Genomic DNA, 14,417 nt, shown 5'->3' on the forward strand with positions numbered 1-14,417 from the left:
ACTGTGCGCGCCGTGCTGCAGCGGGCCTCTCGCGCCCGCGTGACGGTCGACGGTGAGGAGCTGGCCTCCTTCGACCGGCAGGGTCTCGTGGTGCTGGTCGGGGCGACCCACGACGACGGCCCCGAGCAGGTCGCCACGGTGGCCCGCAAGGTCGCCGAGCTGCGCGTCCTCGACGGTGCGGACGGCGCGGAGGTCAGCGTGAGCGACCTCGACGCGCCCGTGATCGTCGTCAGCCAGTTCACGCTCTACGCCGACACCCGCAAGGGGCGGCGCCCGTCGTGGAACGCCGCGGCCCCCGGGCCGGTCGCCGAGCCGCTGGTCGCGGCCGTGGTCGACGCGCTGCGCGAGCGTGGGCTCACCGTCGGGACGGGGCGCTTCGGCGCGGACATGCAGGTCGAGCTCGTCAACGACGGGCCCATGACGATCGTGGTCGACGCATGAGCGCGGGCAGCGTCGCACAGGGGGGCGCAGAGGGCCGTCCGCTGACCGTCGGGCTGGTCATCGACGACTCCCTCGACCGGCCCGACGGCGTGCAGCAGCACGTGCTCACCCTGGGGGAGTGGCTGAGCGCGCAGGGGCACACGGTCCACTACCTCACGAGCACCACGGTCCGCACGGACCGGCCGCGCATGCACTCGCTCGCCAAGAACCTGCGGCTGCGCTTCAACGGCAACCGGCTCGGCGTTCCGCTGCCCGCTCCGGCCGCCGGGATCACGACGCTGCTCGACGAGGTCGACTTCGACGTGCTGCACGTCAACATGCCCTACAGCCCGCTGCTCGCCGGGCGTGTGGTGAGCCGGGCGCGGGCCGGGACGACGGTCGTGGGGACCTTCCACATCCTGCCGTGGACCTGGCTCACCCGGTGGGGCGCACGCGGTCTCGGACTGGTGCAGCGGCGCCAGCTGCGACGGTTCTCCCGGGTGATCGCGGTGTCCACGCCGGCCGCGGCCTTCGCGGCCGAGGCGCTGCGCGTCGAGCCGGTGGTCATCGGCAACCCCGTCGACGTCACCCGGTTCACCCGGGCGCGCGACGCCGAGCTCGCCCGCTGGGAGCCGTCCGACGCCGACCCGGTGCGCATCGTGTTCCTCGGGCGGCTCGTCGAGCGCAAGGGAGCCGGCGAGCTGCTGCGCGCGGTGGCCCGCGCACGGTCGCTCACCCAGGTCCCCGTCGAGGTGGTGGTCGGCGGCACCGGACCGCTCCGTGAGGAGCTCGAGTCCTACGTCGCGACCGCCGGGCTCGAGGGCGTGAGCTTCATCGGCTTCGTCGACGAGGACGACAAGGCGGCGCTGCTGGCCGGCGCCGACGTGGTCGCCCTCCCGTCGACGGGCGGTGAGAGCTTCGGCATCAGCGTCGTCGAGGCCCTCGCGGCCAGCCGCGGCGTGGTCCTCGCCGGGGACAACCCCGGCTACCGGACGGTGATGGAGGGGCTCGAGGACCAGCTCGTCGACGCGACCGACACCGAGACCTTCGCCGCGCTCCTCGCCCGCCACGTCGGCGACGCGGCGGCGCGGACCGCGGCGAGCGCCCGGCAGGTCGAGCACGCCGGCCGCTTCGACGTCGACGTCATCGGCGCGCAGGTCGTCGAGGTCTACCGGGCGTAGGCGGAGCCGTCAGCGTCTCGCAGCGCCGAGCTCGTGACTTCGGAGCGAGTTCGATACCTCTGAGGCACGAACTCGCTCCGTACGCACGATCTCGCTCCGGCTCACGACCCGGTGAGGAGGCGGCAGGCTGCGGTCGTGCAGCCTCAGGCCGCCAGGTGCTCGACGCAGCGGTCTGCTGCCCAGCCGGCCCACACGTCGGCCGGGACGAGGACGTCGTCGGTCGGGGTGACCGAGGTGGTCTTGTCCGTGAGGATCGGTGCGTCGCAGACGGTGCCCTCGGCGCTGGTGAAGGTGCAGCGTGCCCCGGCGACCTTGGCGAAGAACTCCTCGGTGAGCAGCGTGCCGTCGACGACGGTCGCGATGGGGGACACCGGGATCTCGGACGGGCCGTGCTCGGCCTGCGCGAAGGTCTCGTCGGTGAGCCCGGTGCCGTCGAGGACGATGCGGACCTCGTAGCGTCCGGGCTGCGCGGGGTCGTGCTCGGCGATCTCCTCGGCGGCGGCCTCCGGGTCCTCCCAGACGCCGAGCGGGACGACGACGTCCCCGGTGATGCGGTCGACGACGACGTGGAGCTGGTGCGAGACGGTCATGGTGCGGCGGGTCTCCGTGATCCGGGGGCGGGGGCGCCCCCATCATCCCACCGCGGGCCCGCAGCAGCACGACCGCGGGCGAGGCCGTCCGGGGCGACCCTGAGACGGGCCTGGTCAAGATCCGGGGTGGACCAGGGGGATGCCGGATGGGCGGCGCGACCCCACGGTGGAAGGCTCGAGGCATGAGCGCAGACTGGTCCGAGAGCGGACAGACCCAGACCCCAGCACCCACCCCGACCCCCACCCAGCGGTTCTTCGCCTGGACCCGCCGGCTCGGCATCGTCCGGCCCGCCGGCGGGCGCGTCCTCGGCGGCGTCGCCGCGGCCCTCGCGCAGAAGGTGGGCATCGGCGCGGGGTGGATGCGCCTGATCCTCGTCGGCCTGGTGCTGTTCGTCGGGCTGAGCCTCTGGTTCTACGCGATCGCGTGGGCGCTGCTCCCCGACGAGCGCACCGGCACCATCCCGCTCGAGCGCTGGATCAGCTGAGCGAGCGGTCCGGCCGGACGGGCGAGGGCGAGCAGGAGTCGGGCCGGGTCGAGTCGGCGGTTCGGGTGGTCAGGACGTGGTGAAGTCCGCCTAGCAGACGGTTCGATGTGCGACGTGGGCCCTATGTCCTATAGTGGACCGTTCGCTCTGCACCGGTCGTGACCCGACGAGGTGCCCACCGCCTGACGACGCCCAGCGAGGTGCGTCGGATCTCCAGGAAGAGGCCGAACACGTGTCCGACCAGACCTACCGCATCATCGCGATCGCCGTGTACATGGCGGCGATGCTCGTCATCGGGTATCTCGCCTTCCGCAAGACGGACGACCTCGACGACTACATGCTCGCCGGTCGCAGGCTCCGCCCGACCACGGCAGCGCTCAGCGCCGGTGCCTCGGACATGTCGGGATGGCTGCTCATGGGCCTGCCCGGTGCGATCTACGCCTTCGGGCTGGTCGAGGCCTGGATCGCGATCGGGTTGACCGTCGGCGCCTGGCTCAACTGGACCTACGTGGCCCCCAGGCTGCGCAGCTACACGCAGGTGTCGAAGAACTCGATCACCGTGCCCACCTTCTTCGAGAACCGCCTCCGTGACAGCTCGCACCTGCTGCGCATCACCTCGGGCGTCATCATCCTCGTCTTCTTCACCTTCTACGTGTCCTCCGGCATGGTGGCCGGTGGGACGTTCTTCGAGAGCGCCTTCGGGGGCAGCTACCTCACGGGCATGCTGCTGGTCGCCGGCGTGACCCTCGCGTACACGCTCTTCGGAGGGTTCATCGGCGCAACCTGGACCGACGTCGTGCAGGGCCTGCTCATGCTCGCCGCCCTCGTGGTCGTCCCCGTCGTCGCCGTCTCGAACCTCGGGGGCGTCGGCGAGACCATCGAAGGGGTCCGTGCCGCCGACGCGGCCGCCAACGCCGCAGGCGCCGACCTCAACCGCCTGTCCCTCGTCGCCGGCGGATCCGTCATCGGCGTCCTGTCCGCCGTCGCGTGGGGCCTGGGGTACTTCGGCCAGCCCCACATCATCGTGCGCTTCATGGCGCTGCGCTCCGCCCAGGACGCCAAGGTCGGCCGCCGCGTCGGCATCGGCTGGATGGTGCTCATCGCGAGCGGTGCCGTGCTCTCCGGGATCATCGGCGTGGCGTTCTTCTGGCGCGACGGCGAGATCCTCGCCAACCCCGAGACCGTGTTCCTCGACATGGCCGCCATCGTGTTCCACCCGCTCGTCGGAGGCCTCGTCCTCGCCGCCGTGCTCGCCGCGATCATGTCGACCGTCTCGTCGCAGCTCATCGTCTGCTCCTCCGCCCTCGTCGAGGACCTCTACAAGATCGCCGGCAAGGAGGCCAGCCCCCAGAAGCAGGTCGTCCTCGGGCGGACCGGGGTGCTCGTCGTCGCCGTCGTCGCGGGGCTGCTCGCCATCAACCCGAGCGGCACCATCCTCGAGCTCGTCGGCTTCGCCTGGGCCGGGTTCGGCGCGGCCTTCGGCCCCGTCATCCTGCTGTCCCTCTACTGGCGCCGCCTCACCCGCCAGGGTGCCCTCGCCGGGATGATCACCGGCGCCGTCGTCGTGATCGTCTGGGGGACCACCGCCCTGGGCGACACCCTCTACGAGATCGTCCCCGGCTTCCTCGCCAACCTCCTCGTCGCCGTCCTCGTCAGCCGCGCCACCGCTGTCGAGCAGCCCGAGATCGAGGTCGAGTTCGACGAGGCGGCCGCGCAGGCAGCACGCGCCTGAGCAGGACCCCTCTTCCCGCCCCGCAGGGCATGACCAAGGCCCTGCGGGGCCCGACCACGAGCGACTAGTGTCTACAGGTGGACCTGCCGACGGGACGACCGTCGCGACCGACTCGACCTGAAGGGTGACGCCACGTGGCTTCATACGACCTCTCCGGAACGGCTGCCTGGAGCGCGCTGCGCGACGAGCACCAGACCCTCGCCGCGACGACGCTCCGCGAGCTCTTCGCCACCGACCCGGAGCGCGGGACGCGCCTCACCGCGGACGCCGTCGAGCTGCACCTCGACTACTCCAAGAACCTCGTGACCGACTCGACCGTCGAGGCGCTCGTCGCGCTCGCGGACGAGGCCGGGCTGTCCGAGAAGATCGCCGCGATGTTCGCCGGCGAGCACATCAACCTCACCGAGGACCGCGCCGTGCTGCACACCGCGCTGCGCCTGCCGCGCGACGCGTCGCTGGTCGTCGACGGGCAGGACGTCGTCGCCGACGTGCACGCCGTCCTCGACCGCATGGCCGAGTTCTCCGAGAAGGTGCGCTCCGGCGCCTGGACCGGGCACTCGGGCAAGAAGATCACGACGGTCGTCAACATCGGCATCGGCGGCTCCGACCTCGGCCCCGTCATGGCCTACGAGGCGCTCCGCGACTACGCCGACCGCGGCATCGAGTGCCGCTTCGTGTCGAACATCGACCCGACCGACGTGTTCGAGAAGGTCCACGACGTCGACTTCGAGAGCACCCTGTTCATCGTCGCGTCCAAGACCTTCGGCACGCAGGAGACCCTGACGAACGCCCGGACCGCCCGCCAGTGGCTGGTCGAGGCGTACCAGGGCGACGAGGCCGCGGTGGCCAAGCACTTCGTGGCGGTCTCGACGAACGCCGAGCGCGTCGCCGACTTCGGCATCGACACGGCCAACATGTTCGGGTTCTGGGACTGGGTCGGCGGACGCTACTCCTTCGACTCCGCGGTGGGCCTCGCACTCATGCTGTCGATCGGTGCAGACGGCTTCCGCCAGATGCTCGACGGCTTCCACCAGATGGACGAGCACTTCCGCACCACGCCGTTCGCGCAGAACGTGCCCGTCCTCATGGGCCTGCTCAACGTCTGGTACAACAACTTCTTCGGCACCGGCAGCCACGCCGTCTTGCCGTACAGCCAGTACCTCAACCGGTTCCCGGCGTACCTGCAGCAGCTCACCATGGAGTCCAACGGCAAGTCCGTGCGCCTCGACGGGACGTCGGTCTCCGACGCCGTCGCGGGCGGCGCCGCAGGCCAGACCGGTGAGATCTTCTGGGGCGAGCCCGGCACCAACGGGCAGCACGCCTTCTACCAGCTGCTGCACCAGGGCACCAAGATGACGCCGGCCGACTTCATCGGCTTCGCGCTGCCCAACCACGACCTCGGCGAGATGCACGACCTCTTCATGTCGAACTTCTTCGCGCAGACCGCGGCGCTCGCCTTCGGCAAGACGGCCGAGGAGGTCGCGGCCGACGGCACGCCGGCCGAGATCGTGAACCACAAGGTCATGCCGGGCAACCGCCCCACGAGCACGATCCTCGCGGAGAAGCTCACGCCGTCGGTCCTCGGCCAGCTCGTGGCCCTCTACGAGCACATCACGTTCACGCAGTCCGTGGTCTGGGGCATCAACGCCTTCGACCAGTGGGGCGTCGAGCTCGGCAAGGTCATGGCCAACCAGCTCGCCCCCAAGCTCACCTCGACCGAGGCCCCGGCCAAGGACTCCGACGGGTCGACCGACGCGCTCATCGAGCGCTACCGGGCGTTCCGCGGGCGCTGACTGCCGTCTCCCACAGCGCAGCAGGCCACCACCCGTCCGCGGGTGGTGGCCTGCTGCGTCCTGGTCGCGGGTGCCCGGCGTCTACCGCTTCTTGCGCCGGCGGTAGAACGCGCCGGCGACGATCCCGCCGAGGAACATCAGGGCGAGGAACAGCCACAGCGGGGAGTTCACGGTCATCCACAGCACGTGGATGGTGGTCTCCCCGCGGTTCTGCAGGATGAACACGACGGCGAGCACCACGAGCACGATGCTGAGCCACCGCTGCTTGAGGAAGGTGACGACCGCGTTCTCGGTCTGGGCTGGCTCGGTCATGGTGCTCCTCGGTGCGGCGGGACGTCTCTGGGTGTTCTCCTGCTGGTGAGACCATCCTCCCGTGGAGCGGGGTGCTGCTGCCACTCGTGACCACCCGGCGTGGCCCGGGGACCGGGCGGGCCAGGTTTTCACGCCTGCGGCGAACAACGGCATATCGAGCGAGACTCACCGGTTGCTGCCTACTAGAGTCGATGCGGTCAGGCCTGGGACCCTTCCAGCTCCGGCCCGCACCTGTGAGGAGCGCACATGTTCGAGAGATTCACCGACCGAGCCCGTCGGGTGGTCGTCCTTGCCCAAGAAGAGGCACGGATGCTCAACCACAACTACATCGGTACCGAGCACATCCTGCTCGGCCTCATCCACGAGGGCGAGGGTGTCGCGGCGAAGGCCCTGGAGTCCCTCGGCATCTCCCTCGACGCCGTGCGGTCACAGGTCACCGAGATCATCGGCGAGGGCCAGCAGGCCCCCTCGGGCCACATCCCCTTCACGCCGCGCGCCAAGAAGGTGCTCGAGCTGTCCCTGCGCGAGGCCCTGCAGCTCGGCCACAACTACATCGGCACCGAGCACATCCTGCTCGGCCTCATCCGTGAGGGCGAGGGCGTCGCCGCCCAGGTCCTCACGAAGCTGGGCGCCGACCTCAACCGCGTGCGCCAGCAGGTCATCCAGCTGCTCTCGGGCTACCAGGGCAAGGAGCCCGTCGCCTCGGGCGCACCTGCCGAGGGCACCCCGGCCGGCTCCGCCGTGCTCGACCAGTTCGGCCGCAACCTCACGCAGGCTGCCCGCGAGGGCAAGCTCGACCCCGTGATCGGTCGCGCCAAGGAGATCGAGCGCGTCATGCAGGTTCTCAGCCGACGCACCAAGAACAACCCGGTGCTCATCGGTGAGCCTGGCGTCGGCAAGACGGCCGTCGTCGAGGGCCTCGCCCAGGACATCGTCTCCGGCGACGTCCCCGAGACGCTCAAGGACAAGCAGCTCTACACGCTCGACCTCGGCTCGCTGGTGGCCGGGTCCCGCTACCGCGGTGACTTCGAGGAGCGCCTGAAGAAGGTCCTCAAGGAGATCCGCACCCGCGGCGACATCATCCTGTTCATCGACGAGATCCACACCCTCGTGGGTGCGGGTGCCGCCGAGGGCGCCATCGACGCCGCGTCGATCCTCAAGCCGATGCTCGCCCGCGGGGAGCTCCAGACCATCGGAGCCACCACCCTCGACGAGTACCGCAAGCACATCGAGAAGGACGCCGCCCTCGAGCGCCGGTTCCAGCCGGTCCAGGTCGCCGAGCCGTCCCTCCCGCACGCGATCGAGATCCTCAAGGGTCTGCGCGACCGCTACGAGGCGCACCACCGCGTCTCCATCACGGACTCCGCGCTCGTGGCGGCGGCGACCCTCGCCGACCGTTACGTCAACGACCGCTTCCTCCCCGACAAGGCCATCGACCTCGTCGACGAGGCGGGCGCGCGTCTGCGCATCCGTCGCATGACCGCTCCGCCGGAGCTGCGCGAGCTCGACGAGCAGATCGCCGAGGCGCGCCGCAACAAGGAGTCGGCCATCGACGAGCAGGACTTCGAGAAGGCCGCCGGCCTGCGTGACACCGAGAAGCAGCTCACGCAGCAGCGCGCCGACAAGGAGAAGGCCTGGAAGTCCGGTGACCTCGACACGGTCGCCGAGGTGGACGAAGAGCTCATCGCCGAGGTGCTGGCCATGTCGACCGGCATCCCGGTCTTCAAGCTCACCGAGGAGGAGTCCTCGCGTCTGCTGAAGATGGAGGACGAGCTGCACAAGCGCGTCGTCGGTCAGGACATCGCCATCAAGGGCCTGTCGCAGGCGATCCGCCGTACGCGTGCTGGCCTCAAGGACCCGAAGCGTCCCGGTGGCTCGTTCATCTTCGCCGGTCCGACCGGTGTCGGTAAGACCGAGCTCGCCAAGGCGCTCGCCGAGTTCCTCTTCGGCGACGAGGACGCGCTCATCCAGCTCGACATGTCGGAGTTCTCGGAGAAGCACACCGTCTCGCGCCTCTTCGGCTCGCCTCCCGGCTACGTCGGCTACGACGAGGGTGGCCAGCTCACCGAGAAGGTGCGTCGCAAGCCGTTCTCCGTGGTCCTCTTCGACGAGGTCGAGAAGGCGCACGCGGACATCTTCAACTCGCTCCTGCAGATCCTCGAGGACGGTCGCCTGACCGACTCGCAGGGCCGCATGGTCGACTTCAAGAACACCGTGATCATCATGACCACCAACCTCGGTACCCGTGACATCGCCAAGGGCGTCCAGACCGGCTTCAACGCCGGCGGCGACACCGTGACGAGTTACGAGCGCATGAAGGCCAAGGTCAACGAGGAGCTCAAGCAGCACTTCCGCCCCGAGTTCCTCAACCGTGTCGACGACACCATCGTGTTCCCGCAGCTCACGCAGGACGAGATCGTCAAGATCGTCGACCTCATGATCGCGAAGCTCGACGGCCGTCTGCGCGACAAGGACATGGGCATCGAGCTCACGCCCGCCGCCAAGATCCTCCTCTCCGAGAAGGGGTACGACCCGGTCCTGGGTGCACGGCCGCTGCGCCGCGCCATCCAGCGCGAGATCGAGGACGTCCTGTCGGAGAAGATCCTCTTCGGCGACATCAAGGCCGGCGAGATGATCCTCGTCGACGCCGAGGGCGAGGGTCTGCTGGGCGAGTTCTCGTTCCGCGGGGTCCCCAAGAACCTGCACAAGCGTGACGCCGTCGTCGTGGCTGCCGCCGCAGCGACCGGCGGGTCCGACGGCCCGGTGGGCCTGAGCGACCTCCCGCCGACCGGTGGGACCTCAGCCGCGGCCGACCCCGCCTGACCGGCACGCACTGACCGACCGTAGATCGGCGCACGACCAGAAGAGCCCCGGACCACCTGGTCCGGGGCTCTTCCGTCGTCTGGTGCGTGCCGTCAGGGAGCAGGACGGCGCCGTCGCGTCGTGCTCGGCTCGAGCCGGTCTGACCTCACGCGCTCGCGAGCGCTCGGATCTCCTTCTCGGCCTGGGCGACGCGGACGGCCCGGCAGCCCTGGGACGTCCAGCGGCGGACGAAGCCGGGCTCGTCGCGCATGAGGCCCCAGCCGCGGCGGACCAGGGTGAGCGGCGGCTTGCGGGACTCGCCGAGGTCGCGCAGCAGGCGGAACCAGAAGGTGACCAGGCGCGGGCGCGTGATGCAGACCGCGTCCGCGAGGATCCCCTCGGCGCGGCACGCGTCGACGAGCTCGGAGGCGAAGATCCCCTCGGCGACGATCAGGCGCGCACCGGTGACGTCCGCGTGCGTGGTCCCGGTGCGGGTCGACGTCGGGATGTCGTAGATCGGCAGGTCGGCGTGGCCCGTGGTGCAGAGCTCGACGAGGGTGCGCAGCGCGTCGTCGGCGTCCCAGCTGGCGGGGGAGTCCCAGTCCGCGATGCCGAACCTGCGGGGCATGTCCGGGTGGTCGTGGTCGTGGTAGAAGTCGTCGAGCTGGATCGACGGCAGCCCGAGCCGGCGCACCAGGCTCGACTTGCCGGAGCCCGAGGCGCCCGTCATGAGCACCACGCGGGAGGACGGTCGGCGCGTCCCCGGGGGGAGGTCGAAGAGGCCGTCGGCGTCCTGTGCAGTCACCCGACCATCCTTCCAGACGTCGTGGGGCCGATCGGTGGTCGGAGGGCCCGACGGGGTGTGGTGTGCGGCACCGCAGCCTGCCGGTGCCGCGCGTCCTCAGGCCCGGCGGCGGAGCCGGACGACGACGGCGGAGAGCAGCGCGACCGCGGCTGCACCTGCTGCGACGGGCGCGACGGTCGAGTCCTCGAGCGGACCCTCCCAGCGCGCGACGGCGATCCATGCGAGCCCCCACGCCATGGCGAGGTTGATGGCGATGCGGCCGCGCGTGTGCACGGCGTAGGCGACGGCGACGAGCGCGGCGACCACCACGAGGACGACGCCCCAGCCGGTTGACCCGAGGCCGAGGTCGCCCGGCTCGGCGGTGGTGATCGCGGCGGCGACGTTCGCGATGGCCGCGACCGTCACCCAGCCGAGGTAGAGCCCGAAGGTCCCGTCGACCAGCACGGTCTCGACGAGCGAGGACGACGGGGTGGCGCGCATCCGCTCGAGGATCATGACGAGAGTGGTGAGCAGCGCGGCCATGACCACGACGCTCGCCCACACCGACCCGGCCTGGACCACGAGCAGCCACCCGGCGTTGAGCAGCATGGAGAGCGCGGCGAGCCATCCCATCGAGCGTTGACGGGCGGACTCGCGCTGCGACGGGAGCGCCTGCCAGACGGCGTAGGCGATGAGCCCGACGTAGATGACGGACCAGATGGAGAAGGCCGTGGTGCCCGGGGCAACCGGGGTGGCGCTGGCGGACAGCGCCCCGTCGGCCGCCTCAGAGGTCGGCGTCCCGCCGAAGGCTCCGGCGCCCCACGCGGCACCGAAGATCGCGACCACCGCGAGCACGAGGACGGATATCTGCCGGGTCAGGTCACGGTTCGTCGTCATCCCACGACCCTCGCACGGACCCCGCTTACCAGCATCCGGAACCACCCCCTCCCGCACTCATGCTCGGGGCGCGAGGGCGGGACCCTGTGGGGCGCACCCGGCGGTCGCGCCCCGGGCATGAGAGAGGGGGAGGAGGGGTGCTCAGCCCGCGATGACGACGTGCAGGGTGCGTGGGCCGTGGACGCCCTCGACGCGGGAGAGCTCGATGTCGCTCGTGGCGCTCGGGCCGGAGATCCAGGTCTGCGGACGGTCGGGGTGCTCGGCGAGGACGGCGACGCCCTCGGGGACGGTCTCGACGACCTGGTCGCGGCGCACCACGCACACGTGGACGTCGGGCACGAGGGTCACGGCCCGGCGGCCCTGGTCGGGCTCGCCGTCGAGAACGATGGTGCCGGTGTCCGCGACGGACACGCGCGACGCGGTGACGACGGCGTCCACCTCGTCGAGCTCGAGGGCCGTCATCGGCTCCTCCCGGGAGTCCTCGAGGACCGCGACGGTCTCCGGGAGCGCGGAGAGCCAGGACCGCTCCAGACCTGCCGGCACCACGACGCTCCGGGCGCCCGGCAGCCCGGCGACGATCTCCGCGACCACCTGCGCCACGGCCGCATCGTCGGAGGCGTGGTGCACGGTCGCCCGGTAGTCGACGAGGCGGTCGACGAGCATCTCGACAGCCCCTTCGGACCCGACGGCCAGCGGGCCGCTCGTACGGTACTCGCGCTCGACGGTCGTCACGGGTCCGCCGCCGGCGGTGACGTCCGAGAGGGCCGCCCGCACGCGCCCCATGATCTCCTCGCGTGCGCTCATGCGTCGTCGCCTCCGGTCGTGCTGCTCGTCCCGCTGGCGGGCCCCGCAGGCGCGGCCCCGCTGTCCGGCGCCGTCCCGTCCTCGTCGGGGTGCGTCCGCGCCCACCACTGGCGGAAGGTCTCCTTGGGCGGGACCGGCAGGTCGCGTGCCCCCGTCCACAGCGACCCCGGGTAGGGCAGCGACGAGATGCGGCCCTTCTTCCCACCCATGAGGCGCAGCACCGCGGTGCCCTTCTCGGCCTTCGCGAAGCGGTCGGCGTCGGACATGACGTACGAGGCGGCCTTCATGGCCGCGCCCCACGCGGTCGGGCGGTGCTTGGCCTTGTCCTCCTCGACGGTGCGCGCGCGCAGGTGGACCAGCAGCGACGGGATGTCGATCTTCACCGGGCACACCTCGTAGCAGGCGCCGCAGAGCGTCGACGCGAAGGGCAGTGTGCTGTTCGGGTCGGAGTGCCCGGTCGAGCCGGTGAGCTGCGGGGTGAGGATCGCGCCGATGGGCCCGGGGTACACGGAGCCGTAGGCGTGCCCGCCGACGCGCTCGTACACGGGGCACACGTTGAGGCACGCGGAGCAGCGGATGCACTTGAGGGCGGCCCGCCCGACGTCGTCGGAGAGTGCCTTGGTGCGCCCGTTGTCGAGGAGCACGAGGTGGAAGTCCTGCGGGCCGTCGCCGGGCGTGACCCCGGTCCACAGGCTCGTGTACGGGTTCATGCGCTCGCCGGTCGACGACCGGGGGAGCAGCTGCATGAACACCTCGAGGTCGGTGTACGTCGGCACGAGCTTCTCGATCCCCATGACGGTGATGAGGGTCTCGGGGAGCGTCAGGCACATGCGGCCGTTGCCCTCGGACTCGACGACGGCGAGCGTCCCGGTGTCGGCGACCGCGAAGTTCGCGCCGCTGATCGCGACCTTGGCGGACAGGAACTTGCGGCGCAGGTGCGCGCGCGCCGCCATCGCGAGCTCGCGGGGGGCGTCGGTCATGCCCTCGGGCGTGGACTCCATGCGGTTGAGGAAGATCTCCCGGATCTCCGACCGGTTGCGGTGGATCGCCGGGACGAGGATGTGCGACGGCATGTCGTCGGCCAGCTGGACGATGAGCTCGGCGAGGTCCGTCTCGAAGGCGGCGATGCCCTCCTCGGCGAGGGCCTCGTTGAGGCCGATCTCCTGCGTCGCCATGGACTTGACCTTGACCACCTCGGTCTCGCCGGTGGCCTTGACCAGGTCGGCGACGATGCGGTTGGCCTCGGCGGCGTCGCGCGCCCAGTGGACGGTGCCGCCGCGCGCGGTGACGTTGCGCTCGAGCTCCTCGAGGAGCTCGGGCAGGCGGGCCATGACGTCGACCTTGATGTCCGACCCGGCGGTGCGCAGCGCCTCCCAGTCGGGGACCTCGCCGACGACGGCGGCGCGCTTGGCCCGGATGGTCGACGTGGCGTGGGCGAGGTTGCGGCGCAGCTGGGTGTTGCCGAGCGCCTTGCGGGCAGCCTCGGGGAAGGTGTCGCCCCAGCGCAGCGGCTCGTCGGGGTGCGGGACCTCGTCGCCGGCGATGGCGGGGGCGAGCGCCCCGGGGGCGTCGGGCCCGTCGGTCGTCTGGGTGCCACGAGAGCGCAGGGTCGGCAGGCCGAGGAAGGTGCTCATCGGGTGCTCACCTCCACGGGCGCCGCGCCCGCCGCGGCTGGCGGCCGGGTCGGCTCGGCGCGGGTGCTCGCGAGGATCTCGGCGAGATGCATCGTCCGCATGCCGGCACGGGTGCGGGTGAGGCCGCCGCCGATGTGCATGAGGCAGGAGTAGTCGCCGGCGGTGAGGACCTCCGCACCGGTCGACTTCACGTGGGTCATCTTGTCGCTGAGCATCGCCGTCGAGGTCTCGGAGTTCTTGATCGAGAAGGTCCCGCCGAACCCGCAGCAGGACTCGGCCTCGGGCAGCTCGACGAGGTCGATGCCGTCGACGGCGCGCAGCAGCTGCAGCGGCTTGTCGCCGACGTGCAGCATGCGCAGCGAGTGGCAGGTCGGGTGGTAGGTGACGCGGTGCGGGAAGTGCGCGCCGACGTCGGTCACGCCGAGGACGTCGACGAGCAGCTCGGAGAGCTCGTAGGTCTTCGCGGCGACCGCGTCGGCCGTGGCGGCGAGGGCGTCCTGGCCGGCGCGACGGCAGACCATCGCCTGCTGGTGCCGGATCGACCCGGTGCAGGATCCCGACGGGACGACGACCGCGTCCCACTCGGCGTCGAGCACGGGGGCGAAGGTCTCGACGTGGTTCTTGATGACGGGGAGGGCGTCGGCGTAGTACCCGGTGTTGACGTGCATCTGGCCGCAGCAGGTCTGCTTCGGCGGGAACACGACCTCGTGGCCGAGGCGCTCGAGGAGGGTGACGGTGGCCTGCGGGGCCTGGGGGAACATCGCGTCGGCGATGCAGGTGGCGGCGAGGGCGATGCGCACGGTGATCCTTGAGGTGGGGGCCGGGGATCTGACTTGCTGTCCACCATAACCCATGTGGTCAGACCATAGGGCAAGCGTTTTCCGTGGAGCAGCTGCACCGCGTCACCACCGTCGGGGAGGACAGACTGTGCCGACGCATCGACAGGTTGTGCCCGCGGGGCCGCGGGCACCCCTCGCGTGCTG

13 protein-coding genes are annotated in these 14,417 nt (G+C 71.0%); 6 read left to right on the forward strand and 7 right to left on the reverse strand.

The window, feature by feature from the left end:
* Positions 1–3: 3 nt before the first annotated feature.
* Complete coding sequence (gene dtd, locus SKED_RS02435; protein WP_012865531.1) at positions 4–441, forward strand: D-aminoacyl-tRNA deacylase; 438 nt, start codon at positions 4–6, stop codon at positions 439–441.
* On the forward strand, positions 438–1,601 hold the full coding sequence (locus SKED_RS02440; protein ID WP_012865532.1) for a glycosyltransferase family 4 protein: 1,164 nt from the start codon (positions 438–440) through the stop codon (positions 1,599–1,601). The genes dtd and SKED_RS02440 overlap by 4 nt, the downstream gene beginning before the upstream one ends.
* A gap of 143 nt (positions 1,602–1,744) precedes the next feature.
* On the opposite strand, the gene SKED_RS02445 is transcribed toward SKED_RS02440, so the two are convergent.
* Positions 1,745–2,191 carry a hypothetical protein gene (locus tag SKED_RS02445; protein ID WP_012865533.1) on the reverse strand — a complete coding sequence of 149 codons (447 nt, stop codon included), beginning with the start codon at positions 2,189–2,191 and terminating at the stop codon, positions 1,745–1,747.
* 182 nt (positions 2,192–2,373) lie between these two features.
* On the opposite strand from SKED_RS02445, the gene SKED_RS02450 reads away from it, so the two are divergent.
* The 3 genes from SKED_RS02450 (at position 2,374) to pgi (ending at position 6,201) form a co-directional block, all read left to right on the forward strand.
* Complete coding sequence (locus SKED_RS02450) at positions 2,374–2,676, forward strand: PspC domain-containing protein (protein WP_012865534.1); 303 nt, start codon at positions 2,374–2,376, stop codon at positions 2,674–2,676.
* 232 nt (positions 2,677–2,908) lie between these two features.
* Positions 2,909–4,408, forward strand: a complete 1,500-nt coding sequence (gene putP / locus SKED_RS02455) for a sodium/proline symporter PutP (protein ID WP_012865535.1) — start codon at positions 2,909–2,911, stop codon at positions 4,406–4,408.
* Between the two features lie 134 nt (positions 4,409–4,542).
* Entirely contained in the window at positions 4,543–6,201 is a 1,659-nt protein-coding gene (gene pgi / locus SKED_RS02460; RefSeq protein WP_012865536.1) for a glucose-6-phosphate isomerase, read from the forward strand.
* 81 nt (positions 6,202–6,282) lie between these two features.
* On the opposite strand, the gene SKED_RS02465 is transcribed toward pgi, so the two are convergent.
* Positions 6,283–6,513 (reverse strand): LapA family protein, encoded by a 231-nt coding sequence (locus SKED_RS02465; protein WP_012865537.1) that lies wholly within the window; start codon positions 6,511–6,513, stop codon positions 6,283–6,285.
* A 246-nt stretch (positions 6,514–6,759) separates the two neighbouring features.
* Here SKED_RS02465 and SKED_RS02470 point away from each other — a divergent pair, with 246 nt between their 5' ends.
* Positions 6,760–9,336, forward strand: a complete 2,577-nt coding sequence (locus SKED_RS02470) for an ATP-dependent Clp protease ATP-binding subunit (RefSeq protein ID WP_012865538.1) — start codon at positions 6,760–6,762, stop codon at positions 9,334–9,336.
* Positions 9,337–9,481: 145 nt separating this feature from the next.
* Here SKED_RS02470 and SKED_RS02475 read toward each other — a convergent pair whose 3' ends face one another.
* The 5 genes from SKED_RS02475 to SKED_RS02495 all read right to left on the reverse strand — a co-directional run bounded on the left by SKED_RS02475 (position 9,482) and on the right by SKED_RS02495 (position 14,234).
* Entirely contained in the window at positions 9,482–10,120 is a 639-nt protein-coding gene (locus tag SKED_RS02475) for a uridine kinase family protein (protein WP_012865539.1), read from the reverse strand.
* 96 nt (positions 10,121–10,216) lie between these two features.
* Entirely contained in the window at positions 10,217–10,996 is a 780-nt protein-coding gene (locus SKED_RS02480) for a tryptophan-rich sensory protein (RefSeq protein ID WP_012865540.1), read from the reverse strand.
* Between the two features lie 141 nt (positions 10,997–11,137).
* Positions 11,138–11,800, reverse strand: a complete 663-nt coding sequence (locus SKED_RS02485; protein ID WP_012865541.1) for a LutC/YkgG family protein — start codon at positions 11,798–11,800, stop codon at positions 11,138–11,140.
* The gene (locus SKED_RS02490) at positions 11,797–13,434 is read right to left on the reverse strand and encodes a LutB/LldF family L-lactate oxidation iron-sulfur protein (protein ID WP_012865542.1); all 1,638 of its coding nucleotides are present in this window, start codon (positions 13,432–13,434) and stop codon (positions 11,797–11,799) included. Before SKED_RS02490 ends, SKED_RS02485 begins: the two co-directional genes overlap by 4 nt.
* The gene (locus tag SKED_RS02495) at positions 13,431–14,234 is read right to left on the reverse strand and encodes a (Fe-S)-binding protein (RefSeq protein WP_012865543.1); all 804 of its coding nucleotides are present in this window, start codon (positions 14,232–14,234) and stop codon (positions 13,431–13,433) included. The genes SKED_RS02490 and SKED_RS02495 overlap by 4 nt, the downstream gene beginning before the upstream one ends.
* Positions 14,235–14,417 lie beyond the last annotated feature (183 nt).

It is taken from the genome of Sanguibacter keddieii DSM 10542, from assembly GCF_000024925.1.
GTDB classification, from domain to species: domain Bacteria; phylum Actinomycetota; class Actinomycetes; order Actinomycetales; family Cellulomonadaceae; genus Sanguibacter; species Sanguibacter keddieii.